Below are 15,444 nucleotides of genomic sequence, written 5' to 3'. Positions count from 1 at the left end.
CCGGATGGCTCGGCGGGGGCACGGTCTACGCGGGTTACAACCTCATCGGCGCGGTCGTCATCCTGCCCGTCATTCGCCACCTGACGAGCAACCGCGACGCGATCGTCGCGGGGATCATCGCCGGACCGTTGGCAACGCTTCCCGCTTTATTCTTCTTCATCGCGATGATCGGATTCTATCCGCAGATCGCGGGCGCCACTCTGCCGTCGGACTTCCTCCTCCAACAGCTCGACATCCCGCTGTTCCATCTCCTCTTCCAGCTGATGATTTTCTCGGCCTTGCTCGAAAGCGGGGCGAGTTCGGTTCATGCGATCAACGAACGCATTGCGCGCGCCTTGCACAACCGCCGCGGGATCACGCTCAGCAACCGCGCGCGGCTCGCCATCGCGCTCGCGCTGCTGATCGGCTGCATGTTCGTCGCCGACCGCTTCGGCCTCGTCGCGCTGATCGCCACCGGATACCGCGCGCTCGCTTATGTCCTGATCGCCGTGTTTGTCATCCCGGTGCTGACGCTCGGCGTGTGGCAGCTGATCCGTTCCCGACAGGAGCTACCCGCATGAAGCGCATCTTGATTTTGGCGCTGGCCGCGCTCGCCGCGCCGGCATGGTCGGCACCGCCGGCCGGCTTCGACCAGCGCGTCGAGCAATTGCGCACCGCATATGGTGCTCCCGGTGTGTCAATCGCAATCGTCGAGGACGGCAAGCCGACGCTGGCCAAGGGCTGGGGAGTGCGGCAGGTCGGCAAGCCCGACCCGGTCGGCCCCGACACCATCTTCGGCACCGGATCGACCGGCAAGGCCTTCACCGTCGCCGCACTCGCCATCCTGGTCGACCAGGGCAAGCTCAAGTGGGATGACAAAGTCATCGACCACTTGCCCGACTTCCGCATGTGGGACCCGTGGGTGACGCGCGAGATGACGGTGCGCGACCTGCTCGTCCACCGCAGCGGCCTCGGGCTCGGCGCGGGCGATCTCCTGTTCGTCCCCAACAGCAACCTGACCCGCACCGAAACCGTGCGGCGGCTGCGCTTCATCAAGCCGGCGACCAGTTTCCGCAGCGGCTACGCCTACGACAATGTGCTCTACATGGTCGCCGGCGAGGTGATCGCGGCGGTCAGCGGCGAAAGCTGGGAGCAATTCATACGGCGGCGCCTGTTCGCGCCGCTGGGGATGCGGCGCTCGACCGTGTCCGATGCCGAGTTCCGCGCCAATCCCGACCGCGGCCATCCGCACGGGCGGTTCGACGGGCCGATCGTCGGCCTCGGCCGGCAGGAACTGTATAGCGCGGAGGCGGCGCTGGCCGGCAATGCCGCGCCCGCCGGGGGGCTGGCGATCAGTGCCAACGACATGACTCGCTGGCTACTCACCCAATTGGGCCGCGGGCAGATTCCCGGCGGCAGCGCGCGGCTGTTCTCGGCCGAGCAATCGAAGGAGATGTGGACCCCGGTGACCCTCCAGCCGATTGGGCCGGCGCCTGCCGAGTTCGCGCTGACCCAGCCCAATTTCGACACCTATGCGCTCGGCTGGGACGTGCAGGATTACCGCGGCGCGAAGATCATCGCGCATGGCGGTGCGGTGTTCGGGTCGCTCACCACCGTGGTCCTCATTCCCGACAAGCAAATCGGCTTCTCGATCGCCGTCAACAGCGGCGAAGGCGAGATCGTGCGCGGGCTGATGTACGAATTGCTCGACCATTACCTCGGCTTTCCGGCCAACCGCTGGCCCGAGAAATACCACGCCTTCAAGCAGGGGCGGCTGGCCGAGGCGGCCAAGCTGGTCGGCGCCCAGCAGGCCCAGCCGGCCAGGGTCGGCCCGTCGCTGCCGCTCGCTCGCTACGTCGGCGATTATGCCGACCCGTGGTACGGCACGATCAAGGTGCGGCAGCAGGGCGGATCCCTGGCGATCCAGTTCCCGCACTCGACCGGGATGGATAGCTTGCTCACCCACCACCAGTACGACACCTTCCGCACCCAGCCCAAGCTGCGCTGGATCGAGCCGGCCTACGTCACCTTTTCGATCGACGCCGACGGCAAGGTCGACCGGGTGCGGATGAAGGCGGTGTCGCCGCTGGCCGATTTCAGCTTCGATTACCAGGACCTCGATTTCGCCCCGGTTGCCACCGCCACTGGGGGAGCACGATGATGGGCAAATGGCTTTGGCTGGCGGCCGCGTCGGCAATCGTCAGCGGCTGCGGCGGTGCACCGCTCGCGCGGCCAGCCCCGGCGCTCGACCCGGTCGCTGCGCGCGCGCCGGCCCATGACCAGCTGATCCGCGGCGGGACGATCTACGACGGCAGCGGCGGCGCGCCGTTTGTCGGCGACGTCGCGATTGACGGGGACCGGATCGTCTATGCCGGCCCGGCACGCGACGCCACCGCGGCGCGCGTCGTCGATGCCCGCGGCCTGGCGGTCTCGCCGGGCTTCATCAACATGCTCAGCTGGGCCACCGAATCGCTGCTGGTCGACCCGCGCGGGCAAAGCGATCTGCGCCAGGGCGTGACGCTCGAAGTGCTGGGCGAAGGCTGGTCGATGGGCCCGCTGACCGAGGACATGAAGGCGCGCGCGATCAAGCAGCAGGGCGACGTCAAATTCCCCATCGAGTGGACCACGCTGGGCGACTATCTGAATTATGTCGAGCGCAAGGGCAGCGCGCTCAACATCGCCTCCTTCGTCGGGGCCACCACGGTCCGCCAGCACGTCCTGGGCGAAGGCGATGTCGACCCAAATCCGGCGCAGCTGGAGCGCATGCGCGGCCTCGTCCGCCAGGCGATGGAGGAAGGCGCGATGGGGGTCGGCTCGTCGCTGATCTACCCGCCCGCCAGCTTCGCCGAAACCGACGAGCTGGTCGCGCTGGTCAGCGAAGCCGGCAAATGCGGCGGCATGTACATCAGCCACATGCGCTCGGAAGGCGACCGCCTGCTGGAGAGCATCGACGAGCTGATCGAGATTTCGCGCCGCTCGGGCGCGCCCGCCGAAATCTACCATCTCAAGCAGATCGGCCGGGCCAATTGGGGCAAGCTCGACGAGGTCATCGCCAAGGTCGAGGCGGCGCGCGCCGCCGGGCTGCGGATCAGCGCCGACATGTACACCTACACCGCCGGCGGGACCGGGGTTGCGGCGTCGATGCCGCCCGGGGTTGAGGACGGCGGCAATGATGCGATGCTCGAGCGCCTGAAGGATCCGGCCACGGTCGCGCGGGTCAAGCGCGAAATGGTCAAGCCGGGCAAGGATTGGGAGAATCTCTATCTCCACGCCGGCCCGGACGGCATCCGGCTGGCGTCGCTCGCCGAGCCCTCGCTCAAACCGCTGATCGGCCTGACCATCGCCGAGGTCGCCAGGCGGCGCGGGGTCAGTCCCGAGCAAGCGGTGATCGATATCACGCTGGCCGACCAGGGCCGTGCGGGTGCAATCTACTTCGTGATGAGCGAGGACAATGTGCGCCGCCAGACCGCGATTCCGTGGGTCAGCTTCGGCTCCGATGCCGAGGCCGCCGCGCCCGAAGGCGTGTTCCTGAAGTCGAGCACGCACCCGCGCGCATACGGGAATTTCGCACGCTTCCTCGGCAAATATGTCCGCGACGAGAAGACCGTGCCGCTGGCCGACGCGATTCGCCGGCTGACCGCTTTGCCCGCCGCCAACCTCGGGCTGCGCGACCGTGGCAAATTGTCGCCGGGGATGGTCGCGGACGTCGTGCTGTTCGACCCCGCGACGATTGCCGATCACGCGACGTTCGAGCAGCCGATGCGCTATGCGACCGGAGTGCGCGACGTATTCATCAACGGGATCCAGGTCTTGAGCAAGGGCGAGCCAACCGGCGCCACGCCCGGCCGTTTCGTCAAGGGATCGGGCTGGACCGGCTGGCCCGGCGGCGGCGCGTGCCGCGCCGGCAATAGCCGCCCGTGACCGACGAAGCCGCCATCGGTGCCGTGATCGACGAGATGTACGCGATGATCTCGGGCCCGGCCGGGCCGCGCGACTGGTCGCGGCAGGCCAATTGCTTCACCCCCGACGCGCGCCAGATTCGCACCTTCGTCGACGCCGACGGCCGGCCGCAGCGGACGGTGATGGGGCTCGACGACTATGCCCGTGACACCACGCCGTTCTTCGCCGCCAACGATTTCTTCGAAATCGAGACGGCGCGCAGAATCGATGTGTTCGGCAATGTCGCCCATGTGTGGAGCGCCTACGAGGCGCGCGCGGCGCCGGGTGACGCGGCCCCCGAACGGCGCGGGATCAATTCGATTCAATTATTCCGCGACGCCGAGCACGGCTGGCGCATCGTCGCGATGATCTGGGACAATGCCCGCGACTGACGCCTAGCCCGCCCCGGCGACCACCCGCCCGGTGCATTCGCCGAGCCCGATGCGCACCGCGCCGTCGCGCTCGCACCACGCGCGCATCACCACTTCGTCGCCATCCTCGAGGAAGCTGCGCGTCTCGCCGCTGGCGAGCTCGATCGGCGCCTTTCCGCCGCGACTGATCTCGAGCAGCGAACCGAGGCCATCGTCACCAGCGGTCGATAACGTGCCGGTGCCGATGAGGTCACCCGGCTGGAGGTTGCAGCCGTTGGACGAATGATGCGTCACGATCTGCGCCGCGCTCCAGTACATCGCCGCGTCGGCCGACCCGCGCGACAAAACATGCGGTGCCAGCCCGGCATCGCGCATCGCCGCGGTGGTCAGAGTCACCTCGAGCTGGATGCTCAGTCCGCCATTCGCCCGGTCGTCGGCGTCATCGAGATAGGGCAGCGGGGCAGGGTCGCCGTCGGCCCGCGGCGGCATCGCAATGCGGAACGGCGCGAGCGCCTCGGGGCTGATCACCCACGGCGAGATGCTGGTCAGGAAGTTCTTGGCCAGGAACGGCCCGAGCGGCTGATATTCCCACGCCTGCAAATCACGCGCCGACCAGTCGTTGAGCAGGCAGAAGCCGGCGATATGATCGCGCGCCCGGCCGATCGGAATCGGTTCGCCGAGCGCATTGCCGCGCCCGATCCACAGCCCTAGCTCGAGCTCATAATCGAGCCGCCGGCTCGGTCCATACTCGGGCGCCTCGGCCTCGGGCGGCTTGTGTTGGCCCGCCGGCCGCACCACCGGCTCGCCCGACACGCGCACCGAGCTGGCGCGCCCGTGATAGCCGATCGGGACATATTTATAATTGGGCAGCAGCGGCTGGTCGGGGCGGAACTGCTTGCCGACATTGGTGGCATGATGGATGCCGACGTAGAAGTCGGTGTAGTCGCCGATCAGGCACGGCAAATGCATCGTCGCTTCGGACTGGCCGACGAGGTGCAGCTCGACGGCGTCGCGGTTGGCCTCGTCGCCGAGCAGTTCGGTCAGCCGCGCGCGCAATGCGGCATGGTCGCCCGGACCGCGCGCCAGCCACGCGTTGAGCACCGGCAACGCGAGGTCGCCGCGCCACCCCTCGTCGAGCAGCTCGGCGGCGCTCGCCAAATCGAGAATATAATCGCCGATCGCAACGCCCGCCCGGCGCCCGCCCCCATCGTCCGAGAAAATCCCCAGCGGCAAATTCTGCAACGGGAAATCGCTGCCCGGCTCGGCCCCGTCGACCCAGCTCGCGGTCACGGCAATCTGGCCTTGGGAAAGCCCGCCCACGCCAGGTCGTAATCGCTCTGCGCCCGCTCGAGCGCGAACGTGGTCGGGCGGTACGGCCAGCAGGTCTCGACCATGAACGCCATCGTCCCGTCGATCTTGGCCGGCTTCAATTCGGCCGCGCTGGCTTTCTCCCAGCTGTCGAGGTCGGGCCCGTGTCCGCTCATCAGATTGTGCAGGCTCAGCCCGCCCGGCGCGAAGCCCTCGGACTTGGCGTCGTACGCGCCGGAAATCAGCCCCATCTCCTCGCTCATCACGTTGCGGTGGAACCACGGCGGGCGGAATGTGTCCTCGGCCACCATCCAGCGCGGCGGGAAGATCACGAAATCGGCGTTGGCGCGGCCGGCGACGTTGCTGGGCGACGTCAGCACGGTGAAGATCGAGGGGTCGGGATGGTCGAAGCTGATGCTTCCGATGGTGTTGAAGCGTGCCAGGTCATAGCGCCACGGCGCGTAATTGCCGTGCCACGCGACGACGTCGAGCGGCGAATGGTCGAGCGTCGTGGTCCACAGCCGGCCGAGGTATTTCTGGACGACCTCGGTCTCGCCGTCATCGTCCTCATAGGCCGCCACCGGCGTCTCGAAATCGCGCGGGTTGGCGAGGCCGTTGGCGCCGATCGGGCCGAGCTCGGGCAGGCGAAACGGCGCGCCGTAATTCTCCGCGACATAGCCGCGCGCTTCGCCGTCCGACAATTCGACACGGAACTTGATCCCGCGCGGCACCAGCGCGACCGAGCCGGGGGCGACCTCAATCACGCCAAGCTCGGTGTGCAGCCTCAGCGCGCCGGCTTGCGGGATGATCAGCAGTTCGCCGTCGGCATTGGCGAACACCCGGCGCTCCATGCTGCGCGCGGCGCGGTAAACATGCACCGCGACACCTTCGAGGTCCTCCGGCGCGCGGGCGTGGAGCATCGCCGCCAGCCCGTCGACGAAGTCGGTTCCCTCGGGCAAGTCGGCCGGCGGGTCCCAGCGCAGCCGGTTGGGCGCCAGCGGCGCCTCGTCCGGCCCCGCGGCGAACAATTGCGCGCCGGCGTAAGGCGCGAACGGCCGATGGTCGGCGGTCGGGCGCAAACGGTACAGCCAGCTCCGGCGGTTGTCGTGGCGCGGCGCGGTGAACGCGCTGCCCGAGACCTGCTCGGCGTACAGCCCGAACGCCGGGCGCTGCGGGCTGTTGCGCCCTTGCGGCAAGGCGCCGTCCACCGCCTCGTTTTGGAAATGGCCCCCGAAGCCGGTCATGTAGCGCGCGCCAGTCATGCCCAGCGCGTCTAGTGCGGGCGCCGCGCAAAAACAAACGGGCGCGGCCCACTGGACCACGCCCGTCCCGCGCGGGACTCGCCTACCGCGCGTGAAGTGCATCCCCGCCGGCGCGGGGAAACTCGTCAGTTGACGTTGACTTCGATCTTGTCGGGGACCGTCACTTCGGTCTTGTCGCCGCCGAAGCCCAATTGGTCGCGGAACAGGAACAGCAGCACGAGCACGACAATGATCAGGAGGACGACTGCAAGCACGCCGCCGCCGCCGCCGCCGTTGCCGGTGTCGACGATGGTGGTGCGCTCGACCGTGGTGTCGTGCGGCGTGGTATCGCGATCCGGATCGGACATTTTACTCTCCCCTTTGAAGGCCGGGTACTCGGCCTGTTATTGTGGCGAAACGAACGCAGCGATGGCGGCATCGTTCCCGCCGGAGAGGCCCGGCTGTCAGCCGGTCACTTCGCGCGCCGGATAGCGGCCGCGGATGCGGCGGTTGAAATGGACGCCCTTGGCGAAGGCATTGCGCAGCGCCTCGGCCTCACTCTCCGGCACGCCGGCATAGAGGTAGCGCCGGCCGGTGACGAACTCGATCAGCAGCTCGCGGCGCTCGGGCGAATAGTCGAAGCGGCGGATGACGGTCGACGGCATGCCCGCCGAAACGCATCACGCCGCGCTGCGCTCCTCCTCCGCGCCGACCTCGCGGCACGGGAAGCGGTTGCGGATTTCGGCGTTGAAAAAGCGCCCCTTGCTGGCCGCCGCGACGAAGCCCTGGGCGATGTCGGCGGGAACCCCGGAGTAGACGTAGCGCCGCCCGCTCCACAGCAACAGGTCGAGCCGCCTGCGATCAGGCTGGTACCAGGCGCCGCGGATGAGGTTGCTGGCCGTCATGCCCGCGGGAACGGCGCGCCGGCGATTTCGATTCATCGCGGCAAGCGAAATGCGACGAATGGAATCTGGCGCGAGTCGAAGCGAGTTTCGAGCCCGGTTCAGGGCCCCCCGAGCGGCTCCGCGCGCGACGCCTCGGCCCAGCTGTCAAAGCACAGGCGCAGGCAGCGGAACAGCGGCGAGGCGGCAAGGCGGGCAACCACCACCGCCAGCAGCGCGGCGATCACCAAGATGATGAGCAGAGCCATCATGCGCACAGTGTAGCGCAGCACGGTTACCGGGTGGTTGCGGCGGCGTGACGGAGCGGTGACGGTGCGAGACAAGCCAATCGGGCGTTCGACGCGGGTCCGCGTTCGGGCTAAGGCGCGCCTCTGGCCGGCGTGGCGACTCGACTCTCGGCGCCTCGGGACGGCGGCAGGGAGAACAGCGATGAGCAGCTTCGAGGATATCCGCGAGCATATGCAGGTGATCGGCGCCGACGGCGTCAAGCTCGGCACCGTCGACCGCATCGAGGGCGACCGCATCAAGCTGACCCGCCCCGACAGCGGGGTCGCCCACACCGACCACCACCATTACATCCCGCGCGGGCTGGTCGCCGACATCGAGGGCGACAATGTCCGGCTGAGCGCCAACGCCGACGTCGCCGCGGCGTTGTTCGAGCAGGAAGAGAGCGGCGAGCCGATCTAGGGTAGGCGGCCCCGTCCGTCAGTACCCGCGGTAGGGCTCGCACGCGATCCCGTCGCTGTCGCCGTCCATGCCCTCGCGATACCCGGCTTGCCCGGCATAGAGCGGCGCCTTGCCGGCGGCGCGGACTTCTCTGCACCCGGAGTAATAGACGCTTTGCTCGATTGCGATGCGCTGTTCTGGCGTTTGGAGCAGCGCCGGCGGCAGCGACGACCAGGCATAGCCGGCGACCGCCCCGACGGTCACCGCTGACCAGAGCAGATCCTTTGTTTTCACGTCGACTTCCTAGCAGTCGCCGACGCGGCGGATGTCGAGCTTGAGGTCGACGCCGTCCTTGGCCAGCGCGCTGTCCTCGATCCTCGCGCGCTTGTCGCCGTCGCCGCCGGTGATCGCGAGCTTGCTGACCGCCTCGACGGCCACCGCTTCGGCGCTCACCGTGCCGTCGAACTCGGTGGTCAGCTCGCCGATCACCGAGCCGCGCTCGAACGGGCACACCACCTTGCCGCTGATGCGGTTGCCCGCGCGCTCGGCTAGCGGCCCGCCGCACGCGCCCTCCATCGCGAGATATTTGCGCGCGTACATCTGGGGGAAATGCTGGGCCTCGTCGGCGGTGACGCACACCCGCTTGTCGAGCGCGGCCGGCGCGGCCATGAAGAACGGGCTGTTGCCGCGCCCCGTCAGCGACGCTTCGTACAGCCCCGGCGTGACCGTGATCGGCGCCTCCGCCGCGGGGTCGCCGCCGCACGCGGCGAGGGCGCACAACAAACCGGCGACGACGATCTTCAAACCGCTGACACGCATCACTTAACTCCCCAATCGGCGCCGCGGTGATTAGCCGAGGGCGGTTGAGAAAGCGTGAAAACGGGGCGGCGGGGCGGCGCGCAATTCCGCCATGCCTCCGCGTGTAGAAAGTCAGGCGCGCTAACCGGACGCTAACTTGGCCCGCCTAGCTTGGCGGGGATGGGCAAGCATTGGCGATCGTCGGACAGCGGCACGGGGTGGCTGGATCCCGCGGCTTACGACGCTTTGAGCCCGGCCGAAAAGCGCGCGCTGTGGCGCCAGCGGCAGGCGCCCCGCCCGGCCCGCCGCCACGCCCGGCCGCGCCGCCGCGCCGACTTTGCGCGACAGCGCCTGGTCTGGCTCGGCGCGGCCATGCTGCTCACCGTCGCCGCCACCAATTTCGATTTCGGCATCTCCGGCTTCGGCGCGGGCGGCGACATCGGCGCGGGCGGCCCGAGCGGAAACGGCGCGCCCGCCACCGCATCGGCCCCAACCAGAGCCTCGTTCGGGCTGTGCAAGTGGGGCGGCGGGACCAATTGCGTGGTCGACGGCGACACTTTTTACATCGCCGGCGACAAGGTGCGCATCGCCGGCATCGACGCCCCCGAGACGCATGATTTCGGCTGCGGCAGCGAGCTCGCGCTGGGCAACCAGGCGACCGACAAGCTGCACGCTTTGCTCAATTCGGGCGCGGTGACCATGACCGCAATCGACCGCGACCGCGACGCCTACGGCCGGCTGCTGTGCAACGTCCAGGTGGACGGCGCGGATGTCGGCGCGGCGCTAATCGCCGCGGGCGTCGCGCGCGACTATGCCGGCGGCCAGCGGCCGTGGTGCTGAGTTAGGGCGCTCTAGGCAGCAATGCGGAAGGCTCGCGAGCTGCCACGCTAACCCTATGATAACCGGTGCGGGATTACGGTTGCCGGGTCATGAGCAAGCCATTCACTCCGCGCAAGAGCATCGTCAAGCTCGACGCCGGCGCGCCGCGCCCGTCGCGGATCCGGCGCGAGCCGCCGCCGCCGCCGCGCGAGCAACGGGCGCCGCAACCCTTCCCTAGCGAGCACGAGGTGTGGGTGGTGGTGATCGGCGTCATCCTGTTCGCGCTGGCGATCACGGTGATCATCGTCGGGGTGAGTGAATATACGAAGTGAGGTTCTGCGCGGCCGGTGACGGCCGCCGGAACCTCCAACGCAAGTCCGACGAATGCCCGATCAGGGGCGGCCGGCGGCGACGGTGTCCGCGGGGACCAGGGCGAGCAGGATCGAGGCGAAGATCGGCACCCCGCCGGCGAACAGCAGGACGAGGAACAGGATGCCGGTGACGAATCCCGGCACGCCGATGTCGCGGCCGCGCTTGACCGAGATGTTGAACAAGGCCGCCAGCCACAGCAGCAGCGCCACCGCGAGCAGCCCGCCCAATCCGCCCGCGGCGCCGGACCGCTCGCCGCCGCCGCCGAGCATCGCCGCCCCGAGCGACAGCCCGGCCAAGCCCACGACGAGCAGGAACAGCCAGGTCATCGCGTAGACCCAGGCGAACCGCCGCGGCGCCAGCCGCGTGCCGCTCCACCCGCCCCACATGTCCCGCATCAACTCGAACATCACGCCGACCGTTTTTTGCCTGGTGTGGGGCACCATGGCGGGGGGAGGTTAGGGAATGCTGAAGGTGGGTGGGGGGTGAGTGAAGTGCGAGGGGAGGTCTGATTCAGTAACTGTCATCGTAATCTAATTCGGCTACTGTCACCGTAATTTCGCCGCGCGCGCATCGGGCGCCGCCGCCCTATCCGAGTGAGCACGAGGTGTGGGTGGTGACGATCGGCGTCATCTTGTTCGCGCTGGTGATCGTGGTGATTATCTTCAGCGTGAGTGAGTTTACGAAGTAGGGGCGCTGGGCCTGATCTACGCGGCGTGTTTGGCGGATTGGGTCATGTCGCCGCGCCCGGCGAGCAGGCCGGCAATCGAGATGTCCTCGTCGATCTCGTGCCAGTGCAATCCGGCCCGGCTCAATTGAACTTTCCGGCGCTGCGCCGGGGTCGCGTGGAGCAAGCGCGGGAACCAGGCAAGCGGGATGCCGAGCGTGCGGCCGTCATCGAGGTCGACCCAAAAGCCGTCCTCCTCGAAGCGAACCGCCACAGGCTCAGGCGAAGTGCTCATTCCAGGCTCTTTCGATCTCGTCCGATCGCTGCTCAATAACAGCAACCAGGTCAAAAAGCACTTTGCGCGAAAAGCCGCGGTTGTAAGCGACCGTGACGTCGGGCCGCAGCCAGAACTTGGCGGTCGAGCGGTCCCTCGTCACGTGCACATGTAGCGGCTCGCGCGGATTCCCTTCGTTGGAGAAGAAGTGAAATCGAAAGCCGTTCCAGCGGAAGACCAGCGGCATGACTTCCCCTCACCCCAACCCTCTCCCGCGGGCGGGAGAGGGAGTCTACTCCGCCGCCACCCCAGCCCGCGCGAACATGTCCTCCCCGTCGCCGCCGTCCCCCGCCGCGTCATTGGCAACCTCGCCCTTGGCTTTCTGCCGCCGGTCGAAGTTATCCCACACTTCGTTCCAGTTCCCGCGCGTCGCCGCCTTCGAATACTCGGTCGCGCGGGTCTCGAAGAAGTTGGCGTGCTCGACGCCGTTGAGCAGCGGCGCAAGCCACGGCAGCGGGTGCTCCTTGACCTTGTAGATCGGCGGCAGATGGAGCTGCCCGAGGCGCCAGTCGGCGATGTAGCGGATGTACATCTTGATGTCGTCGGCGCTCATCCCCTCGACCGGGCCCTGTTCGAACGCCAGATCGATGAACGCGTCCTCGAGGTCGACGGTGTGGTAGCACATCTCGCGGATGCTCTTCTTGACCGCGGGGGTGTAGCAATCGCGCTCGGCGCAGAAGGCGTGGAACAGGCGGATGATGCCCTCGCAGTGGAGGCTCTCGTCGCGCACCGACCAGCTGACGATCTGGCCCATGCCCTTCATCTTGTTGAATCTCGGAAAGTTCATCAGCATCGCGAAGCTGGCGAAGAGCTGCAGCCCCTCGGTAAAGCCGCCGAACATGGCGAGGGTCTTGGCGATGTCCTCGTCGCTGTCGACGCCGAAGGTGGCGAGATAGTCGTGCTTGTCCTTCATCTCCTTGTACTGGAGGAACATGCCATATTCGCTCTCGGGCATGCCAATGGTGTCGAGCAGGTGCGAGTAGGCCGCGATGTGCACAGTCTCCATGTTGGAGAAAGCGGCCAGCATCATCTTGATCTCGACCGGCTTGAACACGCGGCCGTATTTGTCGTGGTAGCAATCCTGCACCTCGATGTCGGCCTGGGTGAAGAAGCGGAAGATCTGCGTCAGCAGGTTGCGCTCGTGGTCGGAGAGTTTCTGCGCCCAGTCGCGGCAGTCCTCGCCGAGCGGCACTTCCTCGGGCATCCAGTGGATCTGCTGCTGGCGCTTCCAGAAGTCGAACGCCCACGGGTATTCGAACGGCTTGTACTGGTTGCGGACTTCCATGAGGGGCATCAGCGGACTCCTTGCAAATCGATGGCAGCCGCGATCCCGAGGATGGCGGCGCAAATGGTGACGACGATGATCAGCCAGCGCCGGCGCGCGGCGGCGAGCTCGGGCGCGATGTCGGTGGCGGGATGGCGGCGCGAGTAGATCAGGGCGACGCCGAGCAGCAGCAGGATGAACGACCACGGCGAGGGATCGTCTATCACGCGCGGGAGCAAGCCGAACTGGCGGCCGATGTCGAGCGTTGACAAGGTGAGGCCGGCCGCAGCGAGCGCAACGCCGGTCCATTGCACGCTGTTGTAGGGGCGCAGGGGCGGCCCTGGCTGCTCCTGGGCATTGGGATCGAAGCCGTGCTGGCGGTAGCCGCTCATCGCCGCCGCGCTCCGCCGATGCCGCCGCCGCCGAGGATGACGACCCCGCAGAAGAAGCCGAAATCGTACCAGCCGCCCGAGTTGGGCACCGCATAGACCGCGACGTCCTTGACGAACAGCGAGACCACCCAGGCGATGGGGAAGATGAAGCCGTGCCACACGCCGAGCCAGAAGCCCGGCGCGGCCGGCGCAACCGCGGTGGCGGTTTGGGTCGCGGCGCACCCTGCAAGCAGGACCATCGCGGCGGCGAGGAAGAGCGTGCGAAACATCATGTCACGCGCCCTTGCCGAGCAGGCCGAGCGTGATGAAGATCGCGCCGGCGACGATGAACATCGCACCCGACAGCCGCTGCCCCTTGGCTGCAAGCGCCGCGTCGGGGTTCGCGGCGTCGGCCTTGCGCGCCTGGACCAGCATGGTCGCGGCAATCGCGATAAAGGCGGCGCCGATCGCGACATAGGTGGCGTTCATTTCCAGAACCACTTCGATTGGCCGGCACGCTGCCGTTGGGTGCGCGCGCGGAACATTTGGAGATACATCCACAGCCCCGAAAAGGCGAAGAAGAACAAGGCGAACCCGCTGAGGATCGACGCCGCGGTGCCGGCCGGGCCGAATTCCTCGCCGGCGTGGATATGGTGGAAGAAGCTGACCCACGCCGCGGCGCTGTCGGGGGCTGGCTTGGGGCGGCAGGTCATCGTCTTGGGGCACACGAAGCCGGCCGGCGCGGCGGCCACCGGCGCGGGCTGGGAGTCGCGGTAGAGCGCGGCGCCGTGGCTGAGCAGCCCGGTTGCGGAAATCCACAACAGGAAGATGCCGAACACGACGGCGAGCCAGCGGTGATAGCGGCGCAGCATCACATCACCGGCCCGTTGATGCTGATGTAGACCGCCAGCACGACCAGGCTGAAGACCACGAACGCGACCTTGCCGAGCAGCAGGCGGCCGACGCTTTTGCGCTTTTGCTCGCGGCCCAGCGTCAGGCGGTGCAGCGTGTCGACCCAGCTCATCGTGCCGGCTCCACCGCGGCGCCCGACAGGCCGGTCGCGAATATGGTGAGGAACATGCCGAGCGCGGCGAGCATCATGCCCGCGATGCGCCGCGCATAGACCGCCTGCTCGCTGCCGCCGCGGCGGACCAGCAGCACCAGCCCGAGCGCGAACGCGGCGACGCCGACGCCGAGCATCACGAGGTGGGCGGGGATCACGACCTGACGACCGTCACTGGCACGCCAAACACTCGTCGTAATCGGTCGTCGGCAGCTCGTATTTGGCCGGCTCCGAGGTGTTGTCGGCCTCGACCCCGCCGGCGAACCCGGCGCGCTGGACCGACTTCGAGCGCAGGTAATAGAGCGACTTGATGCCGAGCTCCCACGCGCGGAAGTGGAGCATCAGCAGGTCCCATTTGTCGACGTCGGCGGGGATGAACAGGTTGAGCGACTGCGCCTGGTCGATGTACGGCGTGCGGTCGGCGGCGAGCTCGATCAGCCAGCGCTGGTCGATCTCGAAGCTGGTCTTGAACACGTCCTTCTCTTCCTGCGTCAGGAAGTCGAGGTGCTGGACCGAGCCGCCCTGCTCGAGGATCGAGTTCCACACCGCGGCCGAATCCTTGGCCTTGTCCTTGAGCAACGCCTCGAGGTGCGGGTTCTTAATCGAGAAGCTGCCCGACAGCGTCTTGTGGGTGTAGACGTTACCCGGGATCGGCTCGATGCACGCCGAGGTGCCGCCGGCGATGATCGAGATCGACGCGGTCGGCGCGATTGCCATCTTGCAGCTGAAGCGCTCCATCACGCCCATGTCGGCGGCGTCGGGGCATGGGCCGCGCTCGTTGGCGAGCATCATCGACGCCTCGTCGACCTGGGCGCGGATATGCTTGAAGATCTTCATGTTCCACGACTTCGCCATCGCGCCTTCGAACGGAATCCGGCGCGCCTGGAGGAACGAGTGAAAACCCATCACGCCGAGGCCGACCGACCGCTCGCGCTCGGCGCTGTACTTGGCGCGCGCCATCTCGTCGGGGGCGCGGGCGATGTAGTCGGACAGGACATTGTCGAGGAAGCGCATGACGTCCTCGATGAAGTCCTTGTCGCCGTTCCATTCGTCCCACGTCTCGAGGCTCAGCGACGACAGGCAGCACACCGCGGTGCGGTCGGCGCCGAGATGGTCCTTGCCGGTCGGCAGCGTGATTTCACTGCACAGGTTCGACGTCGTCACCTTGAGGCCCAGATCGCGGTGATGCTTGGGCATCGAGCGGTTCACCTGGTCGATGAAGATGATGTACGGCTCGCCGGTCGCGAGGCGGGTTTCGACCAGCTTCTGGAACAAGGCGCGCGCATCGACGGTGCCGCGCACGGTGTTGTCCTTGGGGCTGCGCAAATCGAACTCGCGGCCGTCGCGCACGCA

The 15,444-nt window shown here is 67.7% G+C and carries 25 protein-coding genes and 1 pseudogene; 7 read left to right on the top strand and 19 right to left on the bottom strand.

Annotation, left to right across the window (positions count from 1 at the left end):
- From RMP08_RS04970 to RMP08_RS04955, 4 genes and pseudogenes are all read left to right on the top strand, one after another.
- Positions 1-560 (top strand): annotated as a pseudogene (locus tag RMP08_RS04970) (hypothetical protein); the annotation flags it as partial.
- A complete protein-coding gene (locus RMP08_RS04965; protein ID WP_310467886.1) occupies positions 557-2,140 on the top strand; it encodes a serine hydrolase in 1,584 nt (527 codons plus the stop codon). The pseudogene RMP08_RS04970 and the gene RMP08_RS04965, both read left to right, overlap by 4 nt.
- Positions 2,140-3,900, top strand: a complete 1,761-nt coding sequence (locus RMP08_RS04960) for a D-aminoacylase (protein ID WP_310467885.1) — start codon at positions 2,140-2,142, stop codon at positions 3,898-3,900. The genes RMP08_RS04965 and RMP08_RS04960 overlap by 1 nt, the downstream gene beginning before the upstream one ends.
- Positions 3,897-4,310 carry a hypothetical protein gene (locus tag RMP08_RS04955; RefSeq protein ID WP_310467884.1) on the top strand — a complete coding sequence of 138 codons (414 nt, stop codon included), beginning with the start codon at positions 3,897-3,899 and terminating at the stop codon, positions 4,308-4,310. The genes RMP08_RS04960 and RMP08_RS04955 overlap by 4 nt, the downstream gene beginning before the upstream one ends.
- A gap of 3 nt (positions 4,311-4,313) precedes the next feature.
- Here RMP08_RS04955 and fahA read toward each other — a convergent pair whose 3' ends face one another.
- The 6 genes from fahA to RMP08_RS04925 form a co-directional block, all read right to left on the bottom strand.
- Positions 4,314-5,579: a fumarylacetoacetase gene (gene fahA, locus RMP08_RS04950; protein ID WP_310467883.1), complete on the bottom strand. Its 1,266-nt coding sequence runs from the start codon at positions 5,577-5,579 to the stop codon at positions 4,314-4,316.
- Positions 5,576-6,859: a homogentisate 1,2-dioxygenase gene (gene hmgA, locus RMP08_RS04945; protein ID WP_310467882.1), complete on the bottom strand. Its 1,284-nt coding sequence runs from the start codon at positions 6,857-6,859 to the stop codon at positions 5,576-5,578. Before hmgA ends, fahA begins: the two co-directional genes overlap by 4 nt.
- Before the next feature lie 125 nt (positions 6,860-6,984).
- Entirely contained in the window at positions 6,985-7,206 is a 222-nt protein-coding gene (locus RMP08_RS04940) for a hypothetical protein (RefSeq protein ID WP_310467881.1), read from the bottom strand.
- Between the two features lie 96 nt (positions 7,207-7,302).
- A complete protein-coding gene (locus RMP08_RS04935) occupies positions 7,303-7,503 on the bottom strand; it encodes a KTSC domain-containing protein (protein WP_310467880.1) in 201 nt (66 codons plus the stop codon).
- A gap of 15 nt (positions 7,504-7,518) precedes the next feature.
- The gene (locus tag RMP08_RS04930; protein WP_310467879.1) at positions 7,519-7,743 is read right to left on the bottom strand and encodes a KTSC domain-containing protein; all 225 of its coding nucleotides are present in this window, start codon (positions 7,741-7,743) and stop codon (positions 7,519-7,521) included.
- A gap of 98 nt (positions 7,744-7,841) precedes the next feature.
- On the bottom strand, positions 7,842-8,063 hold the full coding sequence (locus RMP08_RS04925; protein ID WP_310467878.1) for a hypothetical protein: 222 nt from the start codon (positions 8,061-8,063) through the stop codon (positions 7,842-7,844).
- A gap of 106 nt (positions 8,064-8,169) precedes the next feature.
- Here RMP08_RS04925 and RMP08_RS04920 point away from each other — a divergent pair, with 106 nt between their 5' ends.
- Positions 8,170-8,427, top strand: coding sequence for a DUF2171 domain-containing protein (locus RMP08_RS04920; RefSeq protein ID WP_310467877.1), 258 nt, complete (start codon positions 8,170-8,172; stop codon positions 8,425-8,427).
- Positions 8,428-8,445: 18 nt separating this feature from the next.
- Here RMP08_RS04920 and RMP08_RS04915 read toward each other — a convergent pair whose 3' ends face one another.
- Together RMP08_RS04915 and RMP08_RS04910 are read right to left on the bottom strand one after the other, a co-directional pair.
- Positions 8,446-8,700, bottom strand: a complete 255-nt coding sequence (locus RMP08_RS04915) for an excalibur calcium-binding domain-containing protein (RefSeq protein ID WP_310467876.1) — start codon at positions 8,698-8,700, stop codon at positions 8,446-8,448.
- 9 nt (positions 8,701-8,709) lie between these two features.
- The gene (locus tag RMP08_RS04910; protein WP_310467875.1) at positions 8,710-9,225 is read right to left on the bottom strand and encodes a DUF3617 family protein; all 516 of its coding nucleotides are present in this window, start codon (positions 9,223-9,225) and stop codon (positions 8,710-8,712) included.
- Between the two features lie 351 nt (positions 9,226-9,576).
- On the opposite strand from RMP08_RS04910, the gene RMP08_RS04905 reads away from it, so the two are divergent.
- A complete protein-coding gene (locus tag RMP08_RS04905) occupies positions 9,577-10,044 on the top strand; it encodes a thermonuclease family protein (RefSeq protein WP_310467874.1) in 468 nt (155 codons plus the stop codon).
- A gap of 89 nt (positions 10,045-10,133) precedes the next feature.
- The gene (locus RMP08_RS04900; RefSeq protein ID WP_310467873.1) at positions 10,134-10,355 is read left to right on the top strand and encodes a hypothetical protein; all 222 of its coding nucleotides are present in this window, start codon (positions 10,134-10,136) and stop codon (positions 10,353-10,355) included.
- A gap of 60 nt (positions 10,356-10,415) precedes the next feature.
- Here RMP08_RS04900 and RMP08_RS04895 read toward each other — a convergent pair whose 3' ends face one another.
- The 11 genes from RMP08_RS04895 to RMP08_RS04845 form a co-directional block, all read right to left on the bottom strand.
- The gene (locus tag RMP08_RS04895) at positions 10,416-10,802 is read right to left on the bottom strand and encodes a hypothetical protein (protein WP_310467872.1); all 387 of its coding nucleotides are present in this window, start codon (positions 10,800-10,802) and stop codon (positions 10,416-10,418) included.
- Between the two features lie 297 nt (positions 10,803-11,099).
- Complete coding sequence (locus tag RMP08_RS04890; protein ID WP_310467871.1) at positions 11,100-11,354, bottom strand: DUF2442 domain-containing protein; 255 nt, start codon at positions 11,352-11,354, stop codon at positions 11,100-11,102.
- Positions 11,338-11,580 (bottom strand): DUF4160 domain-containing protein, encoded by a 243-nt coding sequence (locus RMP08_RS04885; protein ID WP_310467870.1) that lies wholly within the window; start codon positions 11,578-11,580, stop codon positions 11,338-11,340. Before RMP08_RS04885 ends, RMP08_RS04890 begins: the two co-directional genes overlap by 17 nt.
- A 45-nt stretch (positions 11,581-11,625) precedes the next feature.
- Positions 11,626-12,687, bottom strand: coding sequence for a ribonucleotide-diphosphate reductase subunit beta (locus RMP08_RS04880; protein ID WP_310467869.1), 1,062 nt, complete (start codon positions 12,685-12,687; stop codon positions 11,626-11,628).
- Complete coding sequence (locus RMP08_RS04875) at positions 12,687-13,049, bottom strand: hypothetical protein (RefSeq protein ID WP_310467868.1); 363 nt, start codon at positions 13,047-13,049, stop codon at positions 12,687-12,689. Before RMP08_RS04875 ends, RMP08_RS04880 begins: the two co-directional genes overlap by 1 nt.
- Entirely contained in the window at positions 13,046-13,321 is a 276-nt protein-coding gene (locus RMP08_RS04870; RefSeq protein WP_310467867.1) for a hypothetical protein, read from the bottom strand. The genes RMP08_RS04875 and RMP08_RS04870 overlap by 4 nt, the downstream gene beginning before the upstream one ends.
- 1 nt (position 13,322) lies before the next feature.
- Complete coding sequence (locus RMP08_RS04865) at positions 13,323-13,517, bottom strand: hypothetical protein (protein ID WP_310467866.1); 195 nt, start codon at positions 13,515-13,517, stop codon at positions 13,323-13,325.
- Positions 13,514-13,900 carry a PepSY domain-containing protein gene (locus RMP08_RS04860; protein WP_310467865.1) on the bottom strand — a complete coding sequence of 129 codons (387 nt, stop codon included), beginning with the start codon at positions 13,898-13,900 and terminating at the stop codon, positions 13,514-13,516. Before RMP08_RS04860 ends, RMP08_RS04865 begins: the two co-directional genes overlap by 4 nt.
- Positions 13,900-14,052, bottom strand: coding sequence for a hypothetical protein (locus RMP08_RS04855; RefSeq protein WP_310467864.1), 153 nt, complete (start codon positions 14,050-14,052; stop codon positions 13,900-13,902). The genes RMP08_RS04860 and RMP08_RS04855 overlap by 1 nt, the downstream gene beginning before the upstream one ends.
- Positions 14,049-14,249 (bottom strand): hypothetical protein, encoded by a 201-nt coding sequence (locus RMP08_RS04850; protein WP_310467863.1) that lies wholly within the window; start codon positions 14,247-14,249, stop codon positions 14,049-14,051. The genes RMP08_RS04855 and RMP08_RS04850 overlap by 4 nt, the downstream gene beginning before the upstream one ends.
- A 13-nt stretch (positions 14,250-14,262) precedes the next feature.
- On the bottom strand, positions 14,263-15,444 hold a 1,182-nt coding region (locus tag RMP08_RS04845), incomplete at its 5' end, for a ribonucleoside-diphosphate reductase subunit alpha (RefSeq protein WP_310467862.1).

It is taken from the genome of Sphingomonas sp. (assembly GCF_031426035.1).
GTDB lineage: Bacteria > Pseudomonadota > Alphaproteobacteria > Sphingomonadales > Sphingomonadaceae > Sphingomicrobium.
Note: the sequence above shows the minus strand (reverse complement) of the source record. Positions and strands in the feature narration are given on the sequence as shown.